At 71.3% G+C, this 15,716-nt stretch carries 16 protein-coding genes and 1 pseudogene; 11 read left to right on the top strand and 6 right to left on the bottom strand.

The window, feature by feature from the left end; genetic code table 11:
- Window position 1: 1 nt before the first annotated feature.
- On the top strand, window positions 2-1,060 hold the full coding sequence (locus ACGFH9_RS24245) for an aldo/keto reductase (protein ID WP_393223210.1): 1,059 nt from the start codon (window positions 2-4) through the stop codon (window positions 1,058-1,060).
- 32 nt (window positions 1,061-1,092) lie between these two features.
- On the opposite strand, the pseudogene ACGFH9_RS24240 reads toward ACGFH9_RS24245, so the two are convergent.
- Window positions 1,093-2,343, bottom strand: a pseudogene (locus ACGFH9_RS24240) (GTP-binding protein); the annotation flags it as partial.
- A gap of 248 nt (window positions 2,344-2,591) precedes the next feature.
- Here ACGFH9_RS24240 and pgsA point away from each other — a divergent pair.
- The 7 genes from pgsA (at window position 2,592) to ACGFH9_RS24205 (ending at window position 8,663) form a co-directional block, all read left to right on the top strand.
- Window positions 2,592-3,221 carry a phosphatidylinositol phosphate synthase gene (pgsA, locus tag ACGFH9_RS24235; RefSeq protein WP_393223207.1) on the top strand — a complete coding sequence of 210 codons (630 nt, stop codon included), beginning with the start codon at window positions 2,592-2,594 and terminating at the stop codon, window positions 3,219-3,221.
- A 52-nt stretch (window positions 3,222-3,273) separates the two neighbouring features.
- Window positions 3,274-4,203 (top strand): phosphatidylinositol mannoside acyltransferase, encoded by a 930-nt coding sequence (locus ACGFH9_RS24230; protein ID WP_393223204.1) that lies wholly within the window; start codon window positions 3,274-3,276, stop codon window positions 4,201-4,203.
- Between the two features lie 16 nt (window positions 4,204-4,219).
- The gene (locus ACGFH9_RS24225; protein WP_393223201.1) at window positions 4,220-5,380 is read left to right on the top strand and encodes a glycosyltransferase family 4 protein; all 1,161 of its coding nucleotides are present in this window, start codon (window positions 4,220-4,222) and stop codon (window positions 5,378-5,380) included.
- An 82-nt stretch (window positions 5,381-5,462) separates the two neighbouring features.
- Window positions 5,463-5,966 (top strand): hypothetical protein, encoded by a 504-nt coding sequence (locus tag ACGFH9_RS24220; RefSeq protein WP_393223198.1) that lies wholly within the window; start codon window positions 5,463-5,465, stop codon window positions 5,964-5,966.
- 154 nt (window positions 5,967-6,120) lie between these two features.
- Window positions 6,121-7,038 carry a pyridoxal 5'-phosphate synthase lyase subunit PdxS gene (gene pdxS, locus ACGFH9_RS24215; protein WP_393223195.1) on the top strand — a complete coding sequence of 306 codons (918 nt, stop codon included), beginning with the start codon at window positions 6,121-6,123 and terminating at the stop codon, window positions 7,036-7,038.
- Window positions 7,039-7,040: 2 nt separating this feature from the next.
- A complete protein-coding gene (pdxT, locus tag ACGFH9_RS24210; RefSeq protein ID WP_393223192.1) occupies window positions 7,041-7,643 on the top strand; it encodes a pyridoxal 5'-phosphate synthase glutaminase subunit PdxT in 603 nt (200 codons plus the stop codon).
- Window positions 7,644-7,910: 267 nt separating this feature from the next.
- Window positions 7,911-8,663, top strand: coding sequence for a YebC/PmpR family DNA-binding transcriptional regulator (locus ACGFH9_RS24205; RefSeq protein ID WP_393223189.1), 753 nt, complete (start codon window positions 7,911-7,913; stop codon window positions 8,661-8,663).
- A 109-nt stretch (window positions 8,664-8,772) separates the two neighbouring features.
- On the opposite strand, the gene ACGFH9_RS24200 is transcribed toward ACGFH9_RS24205, so the two are convergent.
- Window positions 8,773-9,009 (bottom strand): hypothetical protein, encoded by a 237-nt coding sequence (locus ACGFH9_RS24200; protein ID WP_393223187.1) that lies wholly within the window; start codon window positions 9,007-9,009, stop codon window positions 8,773-8,775.
- Between the two features lie 508 nt (window positions 9,010-9,517).
- On the opposite strand from ACGFH9_RS24200, the gene ACGFH9_RS24195 reads away from it, so the two are divergent.
- Together ACGFH9_RS24195 and ACGFH9_RS24190 are read left to right on the top strand one after the other, a co-directional pair.
- On the top strand, window positions 9,518-10,396 hold the full coding sequence (locus ACGFH9_RS24195; RefSeq protein WP_393223184.1) for a helix-turn-helix domain-containing protein: 879 nt from the start codon (window positions 9,518-9,520) through the stop codon (window positions 10,394-10,396).
- The gene (locus ACGFH9_RS24190; protein ID WP_393223181.1) at window positions 10,389-10,595 is read left to right on the top strand and encodes a DUF397 domain-containing protein; all 207 of its coding nucleotides are present in this window, start codon (window positions 10,389-10,391) and stop codon (window positions 10,593-10,595) included. Before ACGFH9_RS24195 ends, ACGFH9_RS24190 begins: the two co-directional genes overlap by 8 nt.
- 91 nt (window positions 10,596-10,686) lie before the next feature.
- On the opposite strand, the gene ACGFH9_RS24185 is transcribed toward ACGFH9_RS24190, so the two are convergent.
- Window positions 10,687-11,703, bottom strand: a complete 1,017-nt coding sequence (locus tag ACGFH9_RS24185; RefSeq protein WP_393223178.1) for an RICIN domain-containing protein — start codon at window positions 11,701-11,703, stop codon at window positions 10,687-10,689.
- Window positions 11,704-11,956: 253 nt separating this feature from the next.
- On the opposite strand from ACGFH9_RS24185, the gene ACGFH9_RS24180 reads away from it, so the two are divergent.
- Window positions 11,957-13,009 (top strand): peptidoglycan-binding protein, encoded by a 1,053-nt coding sequence (locus ACGFH9_RS24180; RefSeq protein ID WP_393223176.1) that lies wholly within the window; start codon window positions 11,957-11,959, stop codon window positions 13,007-13,009.
- Window positions 13,010-13,246: 237 nt separating this feature from the next.
- Here ACGFH9_RS24180 and ACGFH9_RS24175 read toward each other — a convergent pair whose 3' ends face one another.
- The 3 genes from ACGFH9_RS24175 to ACGFH9_RS24165 all read right to left on the bottom strand — a co-directional run bounded on the left by ACGFH9_RS24175 (window position 13,247) and on the right by ACGFH9_RS24165 (window position 15,580).
- Entirely contained in the window at window positions 13,247-14,194 is a 948-nt protein-coding gene (locus tag ACGFH9_RS24175) for a permease prefix domain 1-containing protein (RefSeq protein WP_393223173.1), read from the bottom strand.
- Window positions 14,191-14,532 (bottom strand): PadR family transcriptional regulator, encoded by a 342-nt coding sequence (locus ACGFH9_RS24170; RefSeq protein WP_110564981.1) that lies wholly within the window; start codon window positions 14,530-14,532, stop codon window positions 14,191-14,193. The genes ACGFH9_RS24175 and ACGFH9_RS24170 overlap by 4 nt, the downstream gene beginning before the upstream one ends.
- A 427-nt stretch (window positions 14,533-14,959) precedes the next feature.
- Entirely contained in the window at window positions 14,960-15,580 is a 621-nt protein-coding gene (locus ACGFH9_RS24165) for an L-threonylcarbamoyladenylate synthase (protein WP_393223169.1), read from the bottom strand.
- Between the last annotated feature and the right edge of the window lie 136 nt (window positions 15,581-15,716).

Here is a 15,716-nt window from a genome sequence, read left to right as displayed (position 1 = left end):
GATGGCAGTCACGACACGGATGTTGGGGCGCAGCGGCATCGAGGTCAGCGCCCTCGGCATGGGGTGCTGGGCGATCGCCGGTCCCTGGGCGCAGGGCAGTCAGCCGCTGGGCTGGGGAGCGGTCGACGACGACGAGTCGGTGCGAGCCGTGCGCCGGGCGCTCGAGGAGGGCGTGACCCTGTTCGACACCGCCGACACGTACGGCGCGGGGCACGGTGAGCGGGTGCTGGGCCGTGCGCTCGCCGGCCGGCGGGACGAGGCCGTGATCGCCACCAAGTGGGGTTACACGTTCGACGAGGCGGCCCGGCAGGCGACCGGGGAGGACGCGTCACCGGCGCACCTGCGGCGGGCCGTCACCGGGTCGCTGCGTCGGCTGGGCACCGACCGGATCGACCTCTACCAGCTGCACCTGGCCGACCTGCCGGTGCACCGTGCGGAGGCGCTGTTCGCCGTCTGCGAGGAGCTGGTCGCCGAGGGCCTGATCCGCGCGTACGGGTGGAGCACCGACCGTCCCGACCGCGCCGCCGCGCTCGGGCACGCCGCTCCGGGGGCCGCCACCGTGCAGCACGCCCTGTCGGTGCTGCGCGACGCCCCCGAGATGCTCGCCGTCTGCGACAAGTACGACCTGGCCAGCATCAACCGGGGGCCCCTCGGGATGGGGCTGCTCACCGGCAAGTACACGGCCGCGTCCACCCTGCCCCGCGACGACGTACGCGGGTTGGCGCCGGGCTGGCTGGAGTGGTTCCGGGGCGGCCGACCCGCGCCGGAGTGGCTGCGCAGGGTCGGCGCTGTCCGTGCAGCGCTGACCGCCGACGGCCGTACCCTCGCCCAGGGTGCCCTGGGCTGGATCTGGGCTCGTAGCGGGCACGCCGTCCCGATTCCCGGTTGCCGCACGGTCGCCCAGGTCGAGGAGAACGCCGCGGCGCTGCATCGGGGCCCGCTGCCGGCGGACCAGTTCGTCGAGGTGGAACGCCAACTCGCCGCCCTGCGCGCCGCGGCCCTGCGCGACGCCGACCGCCCCCACTGGCCCCGCCCCACCCATCCCACGGTCCACCCGTGACCTCCGGCTGGCTGCCCTGTCGATGTCGTCTAGGGCGTCTCCCAGGGCGCGATCAGCAGCGGGTCATCCTCGGCCGAGATGGTGGCACCGGTCTCCGCGCTCGGTGACGTGGTGATCGCGCAGATGTCACCGGCCACGCAGTGCGGCACCGTGCGCAGGGTCGCTCCCAGCGGCGTGTGGATCTGCCCGACCCGCTCGTCGGCGGTGTGGTCGGGATGCCCCCGCTCGGCCGTGCCGTGCCCGCGGACGTGCACTGTCGCGTCGGGGCGCAGCGTGCCGGTGAAGACCCGGACCAGCGAGACCCGGCCGACGTGCTGGTCGACGGTGGTCTTGACGACCTCGGCGACGAGCGGGCCGTCCGGGTCGCAGCTCAGCGGCGGGCGGGGGGAGCCGTCCACGCCGGTGACCGCCGGCAGATCGCGCTCCAGCGGTGACGGGAACGCGGCGGTCAGCACCTCCAGCAGCGCGTCCAGGCCGACCCCGGTCTCGGCGCAGACGGGCACCACCGGATGGAAGTGGGCCCGGGCCACGGCCTTCTCCAGGTCGTCGACGAGCACCTTGTCGCTGATCTCCTCGCCGTCGAGGTAGCGGTCCATGAGGGTGTCGTCCTCGCTCTCGGCGATGATCCCCTCGATCAGCTCGTCCCGGGACTCGTCGATGGCCCGCTGGTGCTCCGGGTCGGGGGCGCGCACGTCGGCGGGCAGCCCGGCCGTGTAGTCGAAGACCCGGCGGGTGATCAGCCCGAGCAGCCCCTCGGTGGAGACGCCGTCGTCGCCGAGCATCGGCAGGTAGAGGGCCATCACGTTGTCGCCGAAGAGCCGCTGGCAGAGCGCCACCGTCTCGTCGACGTCGGCGCGGGGCGCATCGAGACGGGCCACCGCGACAGCGCGCGGCATGTCGAGCGCTGCGCACTCCTCCCACAGGGCGACGGTGGCCGCGTCCATGCCGCCGGAGGCCGAGACCACGAACAGCGCGGCGTCGGCGGCCCGCAGGCCAGCGCGCAACTCACCGACGAATCCGGCGTCACCGGGGGTGTCCAGCAGGTTGACCTTGATGCCGTCGTGCAGCAGGGACGCGCAGGACAGACTCACCGAGGGCTGCTGGCGTACGGCGGCGGGGTCGTGGTCGCCCACGGTCGTGCCGGTCGCGGCGAGCAGCGCCTCGACGAGCGTCGACTTGCCCGCGCCGGAGTGCCCGACGAGCACCACGTTGCGTATCCGCGCGGGGTCGGTCACCACTGGCGTGCCGCCGGTGGTGACGTTGTCCCGATGTTCCTGCGCCATGGTGGCGCACCTCCCTCAGCCGGTGGTGGCGACCGCCGCGCGAGATGGAAGCGGCCCGGGGCGAGTGCGCGGCAACATCCTCCGGCGGTCTGCCCCGAGGCGGGAAACCAACGGGCGGGCGGGTGAGCTGGGTCACCTTCCGGCTCGATCTCACACCCGTTGCCGGACACGCACAAGCTTGCCCCGGGGGGGTCGCCGGGACCGGCGTTATGGCCGGAGCTGGGCGGACCGTTATCGTGGGGACCGCCATGGCGAAGATCTTCCAAGTGTCGGCCCGCGCGGGGATGACCCGCGTCGTCGAGCCGATTGCCCGTGCCCTGCTGCGCGCGGGCGTCACCCCCAACGTCGTCACCGTCGCGGGCACCGTTGGTGTGCTCGTCGGCGCGCTCGGCTTCGGTGCCCGCGGCCACCTGGTCGCGGGCGCGTTGATCGTCACCCTGTTCGCGCTCACCGACCTGCTCGACGGGACGATGGCCCGGATGAGCGGTGGCTCCACCCGGTTCGGCGCGTTCCTCGATTCGAGCATGGACCGGGTCGCCGACAGCGCCGTCTTCGGCGCGGTGGCGTACTGGCTGGCCACCCAGAATGATCACTCCGGGGTTGCCGCCGCGCTGCTCTGTCTGGCCGCCGGAGGGCTCGTCTCCTACGTGAAGGCGCGCGCCGAAGGGCTGGGCATGACCTGCAACGTGGGCATCGCCGAGCGTACCGAGCGACTGCTGATCGTCGGCGTCGGCGGAATCCTCACCGGCGTGGGCGTGAAGCCGGCGCTGGAGATCGCGCTCTGGCTGCTGGCCGCCATCTCGATCTTCACGGTAGGGCAGCGGATGGCGCACGTCTATCGCCAGGCCCAGCAGCTCCAGCCGGACGGCCAGGCGTGAGCGCGGCCGGCGCGCGGCCCACGCACCGCCCGACGACCGGCGGCCGGGCCACGTGAACCTCACCGAGCTGGGCTACGTCGCGGGCTGGCGCCTGGTCCGCGCGCTGCCCCGGCCGTTGGTGGCGGCGGCGTTCCAGGCGGGCGCGGACCGCGCGCACCGCCGTGACGGCGGGGGTACGGCCCGACTGCGCGCCAACCTGCGCCGCGTGGTCGGCCCGGAGATGCCCGATGCCGAACTGGACGACCTCGTGCGGCGTGGCCTGCGGTCGTACGCCCGGTACTGGATGGAGGCGTTCCGCCTGCCGGCGTTGAGTCGGGCGCAGATCCTGTCCGGGTTCCGCCTCGGCGGGGCGGAGCTGCTGGCGGCCGACGTCGCCGCCGGACGGGGCGCGGTGGTGGCGCTGCCGCACGCCGGCAACTGGGACGCCGCGGGCGCCTGGGTGGCGGCCACCGGTTGGCCGATCAGCACCGTCATGGAGCGGCTCAAGCCGGAGGGCGTGTACGAGCGGTTCCTGGCCTTCCGGGATCAGCTGGGGATGGAGATCCTGCCCACCCACGGCGGGCCGCGTCCCGCCTTCGACGTGCTGCTGGACCGTGTACGCGCCGGCGCGGTGGTGCCGTTGCTGGCCGACCGGGACCTCTCCGCCCGTGGGGTGGAGGTGGACTTCTTCGGCGGGAGGACCCGGATGCCCGCCGGGCCGGCACTGCTCGCACTGCACACGGGAGCGCCGCTGTACGTGGCGTCGATGTGGTACGAACCGGACGCGGCGTGCGCGTCGCTCAGCGGTCCGCTGCCGGTGCCGGGGCCCGAGGTGGGGCCCCTGGACCAGCGCGTCCGGTCGCTGACCCAGCTGATCGCCGACGGTCTGGCGGCGGGTATCGCCCGGCATCCGCAAGACTGGCACATGTTGCAGCGGATGTGGCTGGACCAGCGCGGCGCGGGAGGCGCGGAGCTGTCCGCACCGACCTCGGGTCGGTCCTGAAGGGGGTGGCTGACGCATGCGGATCGGTATCGTCTGCCCGTACTCCTTCGACGTGCCCGGCGGCGTGCAGAACCACGTCGTCGACCTCGCGGAGACGCTGATCACCCTCGGGCACGAGGTCAGCGTGCTCGCGCCGGCCGACGAGGACGCCGACCTGCCGGCGTACGTGGTGTCCGCCGGTCGGGCGGTGCCGCTGCCGTACAACGGGTCGGTGGCCCGGATCGCGTTCGGCCCGGTCTCCACGGCCCGGGTCCGGCGCTGGCTCACCAACGGTGAATTCGACGTGCTGCACGTGCACGAGCCTCTGACGTTGAGCCTGTCCCTGCTGGCGGTTCTGTCGGCGCGCGGGCCGGTGGTGGCCACCTTCCACACGGCGATGACCCGCTCGCGGGTGCTGGCCGCGGCGCAGGGCGTCCTGCAGATCGTGCTGGAACGGATCACCGCCCGGATCGCGGTGAGTGCGCTGGCCCGCAAGGTGCAGGTCGAGCACATGGACGGCGGCGCGGTGGAGATCCCCAACGGGGTGGCGGTGGCGAAGTTCGCCGACGCCGAGCCGCTGCCGGACTGGCCGGGGGAGTGCGGGCCGGGCACCGGCGGCACGCTGGGTTTCCTGGGCCGGTTCACGGAGGCGCGCAAGGGCTTCCCGGTGCTGCGGGACGCCTTCGTGGCGCTGGCGGCGACACGTCCCGGCCTGCGGCTGCTGGTCGCCGGCCCGGGTGACCCGGACGACCTGTACGACCAGTTCCCGGCCGAGATTCGGGATCAGGTGACGTTCCTCGGTTTGGTCTCCGAGGCGGACAAGGCGCGGATGCTGCGCAGCGTGCACCTCTACGTGGCGCCGAACACCGGGGGTGAGTCGTTCGGGATGATCCTCACCGAGGCGCTGGCCGCCGGCACCACGGTGGTGGCGAGCGACCTGGACGCGTTCCGCCGGGTGCTCGACGGTGGGCGGGCGGGCCGGCTGTTCCCGACCGGCGACGCGGTGGGGCTGCGCCACGCCCTGTCCGAGCTGCTCGACGACCCGATGGCGCGGGCGACGCTGACCGCCTGCGGCGATCAGGTGGTGGCGAATTTCGACTGGCCCATGGTTGCCCGCCGTGTTCTGGAGGTATACGCAGCGGCGATCGAGGCGACCGACGGGCGGGTCATCGACCAGGAATGGGTGGGGCTGGGCTGACCCGGAGTGGCCGATGGTGCTCCTGTGACGCCGGTGACCGGCGTCGACGCGCGCGATGGAGGAGAAACGGAGCAGCACTACGATGCCGCACATGTGGTGGGTGGTGGCCGCGAGTCTGCTCGTGGGAGTGCTTGCGGCGTACCTCATCTGGACCGCCGGCCGGGTCGAGCGGCTGCAGGGCCGCGCGGAGCTGGCGGCGCGGGCCCTCGACGCCCACCTGTTGCGCCGTGCGGCGGCGGCCGCCGTGCTGGCGGAGCGACGCTTCGGCGTCGAGCTGTACGCGGCGGCACGGATCGCACTCGACGCCGTGCCGGACGAGCGGGAGGCGGCGGAGAACGACCTGACCCGGCAGCTACGCATGGTGCGGTTGGACCCGACCGACCCGGACTGCACGGCGGTCATCGCGGCGAGCCGCCGGCTCGCGCTGTCCCGGCAGGTACACACCGATCTGGTACGCGACGCCCGGTCGGCGCGCAGCCGTCCGCTGGTGCGGTTGTTGCGGATGGGGCGGGGTCGCCAGTGGCCGCGCTACTTCGACATCGACGACCCGACGCTCGTCGTGCCGGCGGACGTGCCGGCCGGTTGACCGGGTTCTGCTGGTGGAGCTGACGCTGCCGGCGGCCGGTGAGCGGGGCCACAGTGCAGGCCACCGGCCCTCTGATTGGCTGTCGGCGCGGCGTTGAGCGGTGCGTAGCATTTTCGCTGCCACCTCCCACCGCAGGTCCAAGGAGTGCTGACCCGTGTCCGACACCACCGCCCCGACCACCGCTACCGCCCCCGTCGTCGGCACGGCCCGCGTGAAGCGGGGCATGGCCGAGATGCTCAAGGGCGGCGTGATCATGGACGTCGTCAACGCCGAGCAGGCCAAGATCGCCGAGGACGCCGGCGCGGTCGCGGTGATGGCCCTGGAGCGGGTGCCCGCCGACATCCGCGCGCAGGGCGGGGTGTCCCGGATGAGCGACCCCGACATGATCGACGGGATCATCGAGGCGGTCTCGATCCCGGTGATGGCCAAGGCCCGCATCGGCCACTTCGTCGAGGCGCAGATCCTCCAGTCGCTGGGCGTGGACTACGTCGACGAGTCCGAGGTGCTGACGCCGGCCGACTACGCCAACCACATCGACAAGTGGGCGTTCACCGTGCCCTTCGTCTGTGGCGCGACCAACCTGGGCGAGGCGCTGCGCCGGATCACCGAGGGCGCGGCCATGATCCGCTCCAAGGGCGAGGCGGGCACCGGTGACGTCTCGAACGCCACCACCCACATGCGCAGGATCCGCCAGGAGATCCGCCGGCTCTCCTCGCTGCCGGCCGACGAGCTGTACGTCGCGGCCAAGGAGTTGCAGGCCCCGTACGAGTTGGTCAAGGAGGTCGCCGAGAGCGGCAAGCTGCCCGTGGTGCTGTTCACCGCCGGCGGGATCGCGACCCCGGCCGACGCGGCGATGATGATGCAGCTCGGCGCGGAGGGCGTCTTCGTCGGCTCCGGCATCTTCAAGGCGGGCAACCCCGCGCAGCGGGCCGCCGCGATCGTCAAGGCCACCACGTTCCACGACGACCCGGACGTCCTCGCGAAGGTGTCCCGCGGTCTCGGTGAGGCGATGGTCGGCATCAACGTCGACGAGATCCCCCAGCCGCACCGCCTGGCCGAGCGCGGCTGGTGACGATGAGCCGGCCCACCATCGGTGTGCTCGCGTTGCAGGGTGACGTGCGCGAGCATGTGGCGGCGCTGACCGCGGCGGGCGCGGACGCCCGTCCGGTCCGCCGCCCGGGCGAGCTGGACGCGGTCGACGGCCTGGTGATCCCCGGCGGCGAGTCCACCACCATCAGCAAGCTCGTCGACATCTTCGAGCTGCGCGAGCCGATCGACAAGCGGATCGCCGACGGGATGCCGGTCTACGGCTCGTGCGCCGGCATGATCATGCTCGCCACCGAGGTGCTGGACGGCCGCGCCGACCAGCGCGGTTTCGCCGGCATCGACATGACGGTACGGCGCAACGCGTTCGGCCGGCAGGTCGACTCGTTCGAGGCGCCCGTGGAGATCACCGGCGTGGAGGGCGACCCGTTCCACGCCGTGTTCATCCGTGCGCCGTGGGTCGAGCGGGTCGGCGCGGGCGTCGAGGTGATCGGGAAGGTGACCGGTGGCCCGGCCGCCGAGCGGATCGTGGCGGTCCGGCAGGGCAATCTGCTGGCCACCTCGTTCCACCCCGAGCTGACGGGCGACCTGCGCGTGCACGCGTACTTCGTGGAGTTGGTGCGGACCGCCTGAGCGGCCGACGCCGGCGCGCGGGCATGGATCGGGCCCCCGGACCGTTGGTTCGGGCGGGCCCCGACGCCGCACCGCCGCCCCGGGCAGGTCCCGGGTGTGACATGGCGGGGTGTGACCTCGGTAAGATTGCCGCGGTTCGGCAGGGCCGTCGCCCGGCGCGGCACTTCCCGCGGGGCCGACCGGCCGCCGGATCGCCGGATCGCCGGATGCGGCGCGGAATCGGTGCGGCAGTCGACGCAGGCGTGCAATGACAGACGGAGGTAGAAGATGTCCGGCCACTCAAAGTGGGCGACGACCAAGCACAAGAAGGCCGTCATCGACGCCAAGCGCGGCAAGATGTTCGCCAAGCTGATCAAGAACGTCGAGGTGGCCGCGCGCACCGGCGGTGGCGACCCCTCCGGCAACCCGACACTCTTCGACGCCATCCAGAAGGCGAAGAAGAGCTCGGTGCCGAACGACAACATCGACCGCGCCGTCAAGCGCGGCTCCGGCCTGGAAGCCGGCGGCGCCGACTGGCAGACGATCATGTACGAGGGGTACGGCCCGAACGGTGTGGCCATGCTCATCGAGTGCCTCACCGACAACCGCAACCGGGCGGCCACCGAGGTGCGCACCGCGCTGACCCGCAACGGCGGCTCGCTCGCCGACGCCGGCTCGGTGTCGTACATGTTCTCCCGCAAGGGCGTGGTGATCGTGCCCAAGGAGGGCGCCAGCGAGGACGACGTGATGATGGCCGTCCTCGACGCCGGCGCCGAGGAGGTCAACGACCTCGGTGAGGCGTTCGAGGTGGTCTCCGAGCCGACCGACCTGATCCCGGTGCGGACGGCGTTGCAGGACGCCGGCATCGAGTACGAGTCGGCGGAGTCCTCCCTGATCCCCAGCATGAACGTGCCGCTGGACGAAGAGGGCGCTCGCAAGATCTTCAAGCTGATCGACGTCCTGGAGGACTGCGACGACGTGCAGAACGTCTACGCGAACTTCGACGTCTCCGACGACGTGATGGCCGCAGTCGACGCCTGAGGTCCGGCGCGCCCGGCGCGCCCGGCCGGTCCAGCGTGATCCACACCAGGTCGCCGATGTGGGGGTGTCCGCGCGAGCGGTTGGCCCCACATCGGCGACCTGGCCTGTGTCAGCGCGTTCTCGACCGCGTCGGACCGACGGGTGTCACCGGCCGCAGCCCGGCGGGCCGCACGAAGATCGATCGTCGGGCGATCGCGTCCAGGCTCGGCCCCACCTCGTAGCCGTCGAGCCAGACCCACCCGTCGTAGGTAGGCCAGTCGAGAACGCGGATGACGCGGAAGAGGATCGGCCGGCTGAACTGGATACTCGCCGCGCGGGTGACCTGAAGCAGGTCACCCGCCCGCACGGCCGTCTGGTTTACGGTCGCGCCACGCCCTGAGATGATCACTCGCCTCGACCAGCCGGGGGCACGAACCGTCCGGCGTGCACCTGGTGCAGACGTTGCGATGATGAAAGTCGATCACGTAGGTCGCCATCGTCACGAGAAACGGCGGTTCCGGCCGGGGCTGCTCACCCATCATGACGATCACCCCGCTGTGGCGACGACGCGCCGTTCTCTGTCCTCGACGCGGGCGGCGTGGTGAGCCGGTAGGCCCCTGTGCGGTCCGGGAACCGGGTCCGCTCCACCACGTCGAAGGGCTCGTCCGGTCGGTGAAACCACTTCCAACGGCACACGGCCTGCCTCCCGAGATCACTGCAAGTAGGGCATCTACCAGGCACGATCCTGCGTTCAACCATCAACCTGCAACGTCTCACGCCGAAAACCACGCTTCGAGATTGACGCCGTCTCGTTTGGCCGGCCATTCTGTTACAGATGAGACAGACAGGCCACGTGAGGTGAGACCGGAGGCCGGATGAGCGAGGTCGGTTCGTCAGTTCCACGGCGGCAACTCGGCCGGCTTCTGCGCCAGGCACGTGAGGAAGCCGGGATCAACCTTGAGGCCGCCGCCAATGACCTCGAATGGTCCCGGGCCAAGATGTACCGGCTGGAGAGTGGCCAGACTGCGCTGCGTACCCATGACGTGGTCTTGATGTGCCAGCTCTACGGCACGTCTGCCGAGCTGACCGAAGTGTTGGTCAGTCTCGCGCGGGAGAGCAAGTCCCGGGGGTGGTGGCACGCGTATGACGAGGTGATCCCGGGTTGGTTCGAGTTGTATGTGGGGCTGGAGGCGGCCTCCTCCGCCATCCGCCAGTACGAGCCGACCCTCATTCCCGGACTTCTGCAGACCCCGGAGTACATGGCCGCGGTGTTCGAGACCAAACCCGGGCGCACCCCGCAGGAGGTGGCGCAGAAGGTCGCCTTACGGATGCAGCGGCAGAAGCTGTTGACCAGGCGTAGTCCTGCGGCCCCGCGTCTTGACGTCGTGGTCGACGAGGCCGTGGTCCGCCGACCCGTCGATGACATCGAGGCTTGGCGGATGCAGCTCGCTTACCTGGTAAACGCCGCCCAAGCGCCGAACATCGCGGTCCGGGTGCTGCCGCTGGGGGTCGGACCGCACCGGGCATCCGTGGCCGGGGCCTTTGTCCTGCTCGATTTTCCGGCAATCGGTACTCGGCCGGCAGAGCCCAGCACGGTCTACAGCGAGTCGTTGACCGGTGGTCTCTACCTCGATCGTCCGGCCGAGGTCCAGACGTACTCTGAGGTCTGGCAGGCGCTTTGGGATCTTGCCCTGCCCGAGCGCGCGTCGGAGGATCTGGTGAGCACAGTGATCAAGGAGACCTACGATGAGTGATCTGACCGGTGCCCGCTGGCGCACGAGCACGCGTAGTGGCAATGAGGGCAACTGCGTGGAGGTCGCCGACAACCTTCCTCATCTCGTGGCCGTCCGGGACAGCAAGGACGTCGAGGGGCCGGCGCTCACCTTCTCCCCGGCGGCCTGGGCCGCGTTCGTCAGCCGCGCCAAGGCAGCGGTGGAGCACGCCGGCTTCTGATCGACTCGACTTCCTGGATATCGGGGTGTCCAGCGCGCGGGACACCCCGATATCGGTGAACCGGCGTTGATCAAGCGCCGGTTCAGGCCCGTCAGTCCTCCGGCACGGCGTCGACCAGGAACGCCTGATCGGGTTGGCCCGTGCACGGCTCGGCGGCGGCCTCGGCCGGCACCTCCGTGTCGTCGTCGCGGATGCCCACGCACAGGTCACTGCCAGCCGGTCGCAGGCGGTACGCGTCCGGCGTCGAACCGGTCGGCTCGAAGCGGAACAGTTGGTCCCAGGAGTCGGTGCGGCACTGGTGCTGGGGCTCGATGAGGTTCCGCCCGGGATCCTCGCGCCGCACCGTGAGGCAGCCGACCCCGTTGATCGGGTGCTCCCACTTGACGAAGTACATGCCATCGGTCACCGGCACCAGATAGGTCTCCGGCGGTGTGGCGCCCGCGCAGGGGCGCTGGACCGCCACCTCGCTCTCGTATCGACCGCTGCGATCGCGCCCCTCGCTGATACAGAGCTGCGGGTCACGGGCGAGATGGATCCGGCTCCGACCGCCGGCCGGCGATCGCTGGCCAGCGCCGGACGTCGTTTCGCCGGCCGGGGCGCTGCCGGTCGGCGACTGGCCGACGGCGGGGTTCTCCGACGTCCGACGCTCGTTGTCGTCGGGCCACCAGAAGAAGGCGCCGACGCCGACCAGCAGGGTGGCCACGACGAGCAGCGCCAGCGGCACGGGCCGGGCGAACCAGCGCGGTCGTGCCTCGTCCGGGCCGCCGGTCAGCACATCGCCCGTGCTCGCTCCGACCGACGCTTGCACAGTCGGATCGGCGAAGGCGTACGCGCCCGCCGCCAACCTGTCCCGCGCGCGCAACCACTCGTCGACCTGGTCACCCGCGCCACACGCACGCACGAACGCCGCCAGCACCTCGGGTCGCGGCAATGTGGACCGGCGCAGGACGTCGGCGGCGGTGCTGCGGGCCAGCACGTCGCCGGCCGCGACGGCGTGCTGTTCCAGTTGCCGGAACGTCAGCCGGGACCGGTCCTTGAGCTGGCGCAGCAGGTCGACGAACTCGGCCGGGTCGGCCGCCTCGCCCGGTCGAAGCTCCCCCGTGGTCATCGCCTGATTCTGCTTACCGCACAAGCCTTGGAGCAAGTCGTCACGGCGTCTGTCCGAGGTGGTCGGACAAGACCCGGACAGGCGGCCCTGAGCTGTGCGGACACCGCAGCGCCCGGAGCAGGGCATTGTTCGCGGCGACCCGGTTATCTAGCGTTTTACTCGACGGTCGCGACGCTTCGCGCCGTAGGGGCCGTCGGGTTCGGACCGGGGACCGGTCCGAACCCGACCACAGCAACGACACGGGGGAGATCCGATGATTGACGCTGTCCGGGATCCGGTGCCGCGGGCTGCCACCGCGGGGGAGTACGTGGCGTCGCTTCGGGACGTGCGACGACGTTCCGGCCTGACGTACCGGGAGATCTCCCGCCGGGCCTCGGCGGCCGGGCACTGGCTGCCACCGAGCACCCTCGCCACCATGCTGGGGCGCAACACCCTGCCCCGCGAGCGGACCGTCGTGGCGTTGCTCGCCGCCTGCGGCACGTCCGCACCCGAGATCGAACGGTGGCTCGACCTCCGCCGCGACATCGAGGCCCACCTCAGCGAGCCGATGCGCCCCACCGGCCTACCAGCGCCGGGTGAGCCGACGCATCCCGCGCCGCCGGTCTCCACTCCGGTGTCCGTCGAGTCGACCGGTCCGCGCCGGTCCACAAACCGACCGCGGGCGGCGACCCGGTCAGCGCGTCGCCGGATGTCACTGGGGGCGCTGGCGTTGGTGGGAGCGCTGACGGTGGGCGCGCTGCTGCCCGTCGGCGACGTCATGACCCCCGCGTCCAGCGGCGCGGGTTCGAGCGGCCCGTGTCCCCTCGTCCTGCGCCAGGGCATGTACGGCCCCTGCGTGCTGGATCTCCAGGAGCGGCTGGCGGCGGGCGGGTTACGCGTGCCCGTCGATGGGTGGTTCGGGCCCGACACGACCAGCCGGGTGATCGCCTTCCAGGCGTTGGCCGCCCTGGAGGTCAGCGGCACGGTGGATCGGCAGGTGCTCGACGCTCTCCAGGACAACTCGGTGTCGCCCGTCGCGTGGACGGATGACCGGGTCAGCAAGTACCTCCGGGCACGTTTCCCGGAGGACCCGTCCGAGGCGGTGCGGCTGGCCCGGTGTCTGTCCGGACTGGATCCGCTGCGGGTGGAGGTGACCGCCGACGGGTCGCGGCGCTGGGGCCTGTTCCAGTTCAGCGACATGGAGCTGTCACGCCTCGGCGTCGACCGCCGGACCGCGCTCGATCCGGGTTGGAACATCGGGGCGGCACGCGACGTCTGGTCGCGTACCGGCGACTTCCGCCACTGGCGGTGCCCCCCGTCACCCTGAACGGACACCGCAGGGATCGCGCGGAGCGGCAGGCCGATCGGTGCGGTCATGCGGAGCCCTTCCGGTGCGGGATCGGCCACGACCAATCGTTGCCGTGCGGATCGGCTCACCGTAGGAGTGTTCACGGTGTTCGCAACCACCGAACAGGAGTTCGGGCCGGTGCCGTACGAGCAGGTCAGCGCGACGGGCGGCGGCCCGGAGCGGGTGTCCGCTCCGGGCCGCCGTCTCGGGTGCCGCTCAGGTCGTCTGGCGGCGGGTCTTCAGGGCGGTGTCGATCAGTTCCCACACCGCCACCACGGCGGCGCTCAGCGCGATGATGGCCGCGAGAATCTCGCGATTGTCCGCGACCGCCAGCCAGTCGAGCCGCTCGCCGAGGGCCGGGTTGAGCAGTCGGTCGGAGAGCGCCAGCCACACCACCGGCACCGTGAACGCCAGGTTGAGCAGCGCCTTCGTCGCGAACAGCCGCCAGGTCCAGCGCCCGATCCGGTACTTGACGATCTCGAACACCACGTCGAGGGCGAGGACGCCGATCAGCGCCGGCAGCCAGAACGACCAGAGGGCCGGGTCGAGGATCGGGATGTTGTCGCCGTCGGTGGTGCGCACCCACGACTGGTAGTGCTGCAACGGTAGGTAGCCGATGAACACCATCAGCATCACCACCGACGCGATGGTGTCGACGAGTGAGACGTCGCGGTGTGCGGGGACGTCGGGCAGCTCGTCGACGGTCCAGTCGGGCAGGTCGACGGTGGGCTGCGACCGCTCGATGAGGACGAACGTCAGGGTGAGCCAGAAGCAGATGTGCACCGCCACGTGCAGGGCGACGACGAGGCCCGGGCCGATCGCGCCGAAGCCCTTGCCCTCGACGACCGCGACGACCGCGACGACCGTCCCGGCGAGCGCCGGGATGAAGCTGAGCAGCAGCTTCAGCAGTCGCAGCCAGACCAGGTAGTAGGTGGGACCGAGGAGCTGGAGCCGGCGGTCGGCGTAGCGGGCGGCCAGCCGGTCGGGGTTGCCCAGTTCGGTGAGCACCTCCCGCTCGGCGGCTGCCGCGTCCGCGCCGCCCCCGGTCCGGTCCTCGATCATGTCCTCGATCGAGGCGCGTAGCTCGGTGGCGATCTCGTCGCGGCGCTGGGCGGGTACCGATCGCAGGGTGGCGGCCAGGTAGCGGTCAGTCAGTGTGTTCATCGGTCCACTCCTTGGATCAGCCCGGTGATGGAGGTCTGTACGGCGGCGAGGTCGTCCAGGAGTCGACTCAGCATCGACTCGCCCTCGTCACTGGTCCGGTAGAACTTGCGCGGCCGGCTCTCCTCGGTGTTCCACTCGCTGGTCAGCAGGCCCTGGTCTTCCAGGCGGCGCAGCAGCGGGTAGAGCGTGTTGGCGTCCACCGGAAAGCCGTGGTCGGTGAGCCGTTGCAGCAGTGCGTAGCCGTAGTCCGGTCGACGCAGCGCGACCAGGCTGGCCACCACGACGGTGCCTCGACGCAACTCCTGCAGGTGCGTCCGTAGAACATCCTCGCTAACCATGCGTCACACTATACTGTGTACCACACACTGTTGTCTAGCGCGACATCAATGTGTGCGTTGCAGGGGTGGGGGAGTCGGGAGGGCGCGCATCGACGCCGGGCGGCGGTCCCTCCGCTCGTCCTTTGCTCTGCTTCAACCGAAGCAACACGAAGGGTCCGTAGGTGTCGCCTCCGTTGAAGCAGAGCAAAGGGGGCGTTGGGCATACGTGACCCGTGGCGCGCGGCCGCTGGCGCGTCGCTGGTGGCGCGTGGCCGGTGGCGCGTGAGGCGTGGCCGGTGGGGCGTGGCCCTTGGCCCGTGGCGCTCCCGGCGCTTGGCCGGTGGCGGGTGCGGCCAGTGCCGCGCGCGGCATGCGACGGTTCGGGCCCCGCCACGCACGGCGTGCCAGGGCGGCGGGTGTGCCGGCGCGGGGGCGCTGCGCCGGCTACCTACTCGAACCGGGAGGCATCTCCGGCGCCCCGGCGCAGGATCTCCGGCTCGGGCCCGGACAGGTCGATCACCGTCGTCGGCTCCATGCCGCACTCGCCGGCGTCGAGCACCGCGTCGACCTGGTGGTCGAGCCGTTCCTTGATCTCCCACCCCTGGGTCATCGGCTCGTCGTCGCCGGGCAGGAGCAGCGTGCTGGACACCAGCGGCTCGCCCAGCTCGGCCAGCAGCGCCTGGGTCACCATGTGCCGGGGTACGCGGACACCGACGGTGCGCTTGCGCGGGTGCAGCATCCGGCGGGGCACCTCGCGGGTGGCCGGCAGGATGAACGTGTAGCTGCCCGGCGTGGACGCCTTCACCAGCCGGAACACCGCGTTGTTGATCTGGACGAACTGGCCGAGCTGCGCGAAGTCGCGGCAGACCAGGGTGAAGTGGTGCCGGTCGTCGAGGTGACGGATCTGCCGGATCCGGTCCAGCCCGTCCTGGTTGCCGAGCTGGATGCCGAGCGCGTAGCAGGAGTCCGTCGGGTAGGCGACCAGGCCGCCGCCGCGGACCAGGTCGGCTACCTGCCGGATCGCGCGGGGCTGCGGGTTCTCCGGGTGTACGTCGTAGTACCTCGCCATCCTGAAGAGCCTAGACGAGTAAGTCCTAACGACCCTGGGTTGTGGAGATAGACGAAGGGTGTTGAGGATCAGTTTTGTGACGACCGACCTCAACACCCTTCTGACGGCACTGTACGTGAAGATCGATGACTGGCTC

This window comes from Micromonospora sp. NPDC049102, assembly GCF_043197485.1.
Classification (GTDB): domain Bacteria; phylum Actinomycetota; class Actinomycetes; order Mycobacteriales; family Micromonosporaceae; genus Micromonospora.
Note: the sequence above shows the minus strand (reverse complement) of the source record. Positions and strands in the feature narration are given on the sequence as shown.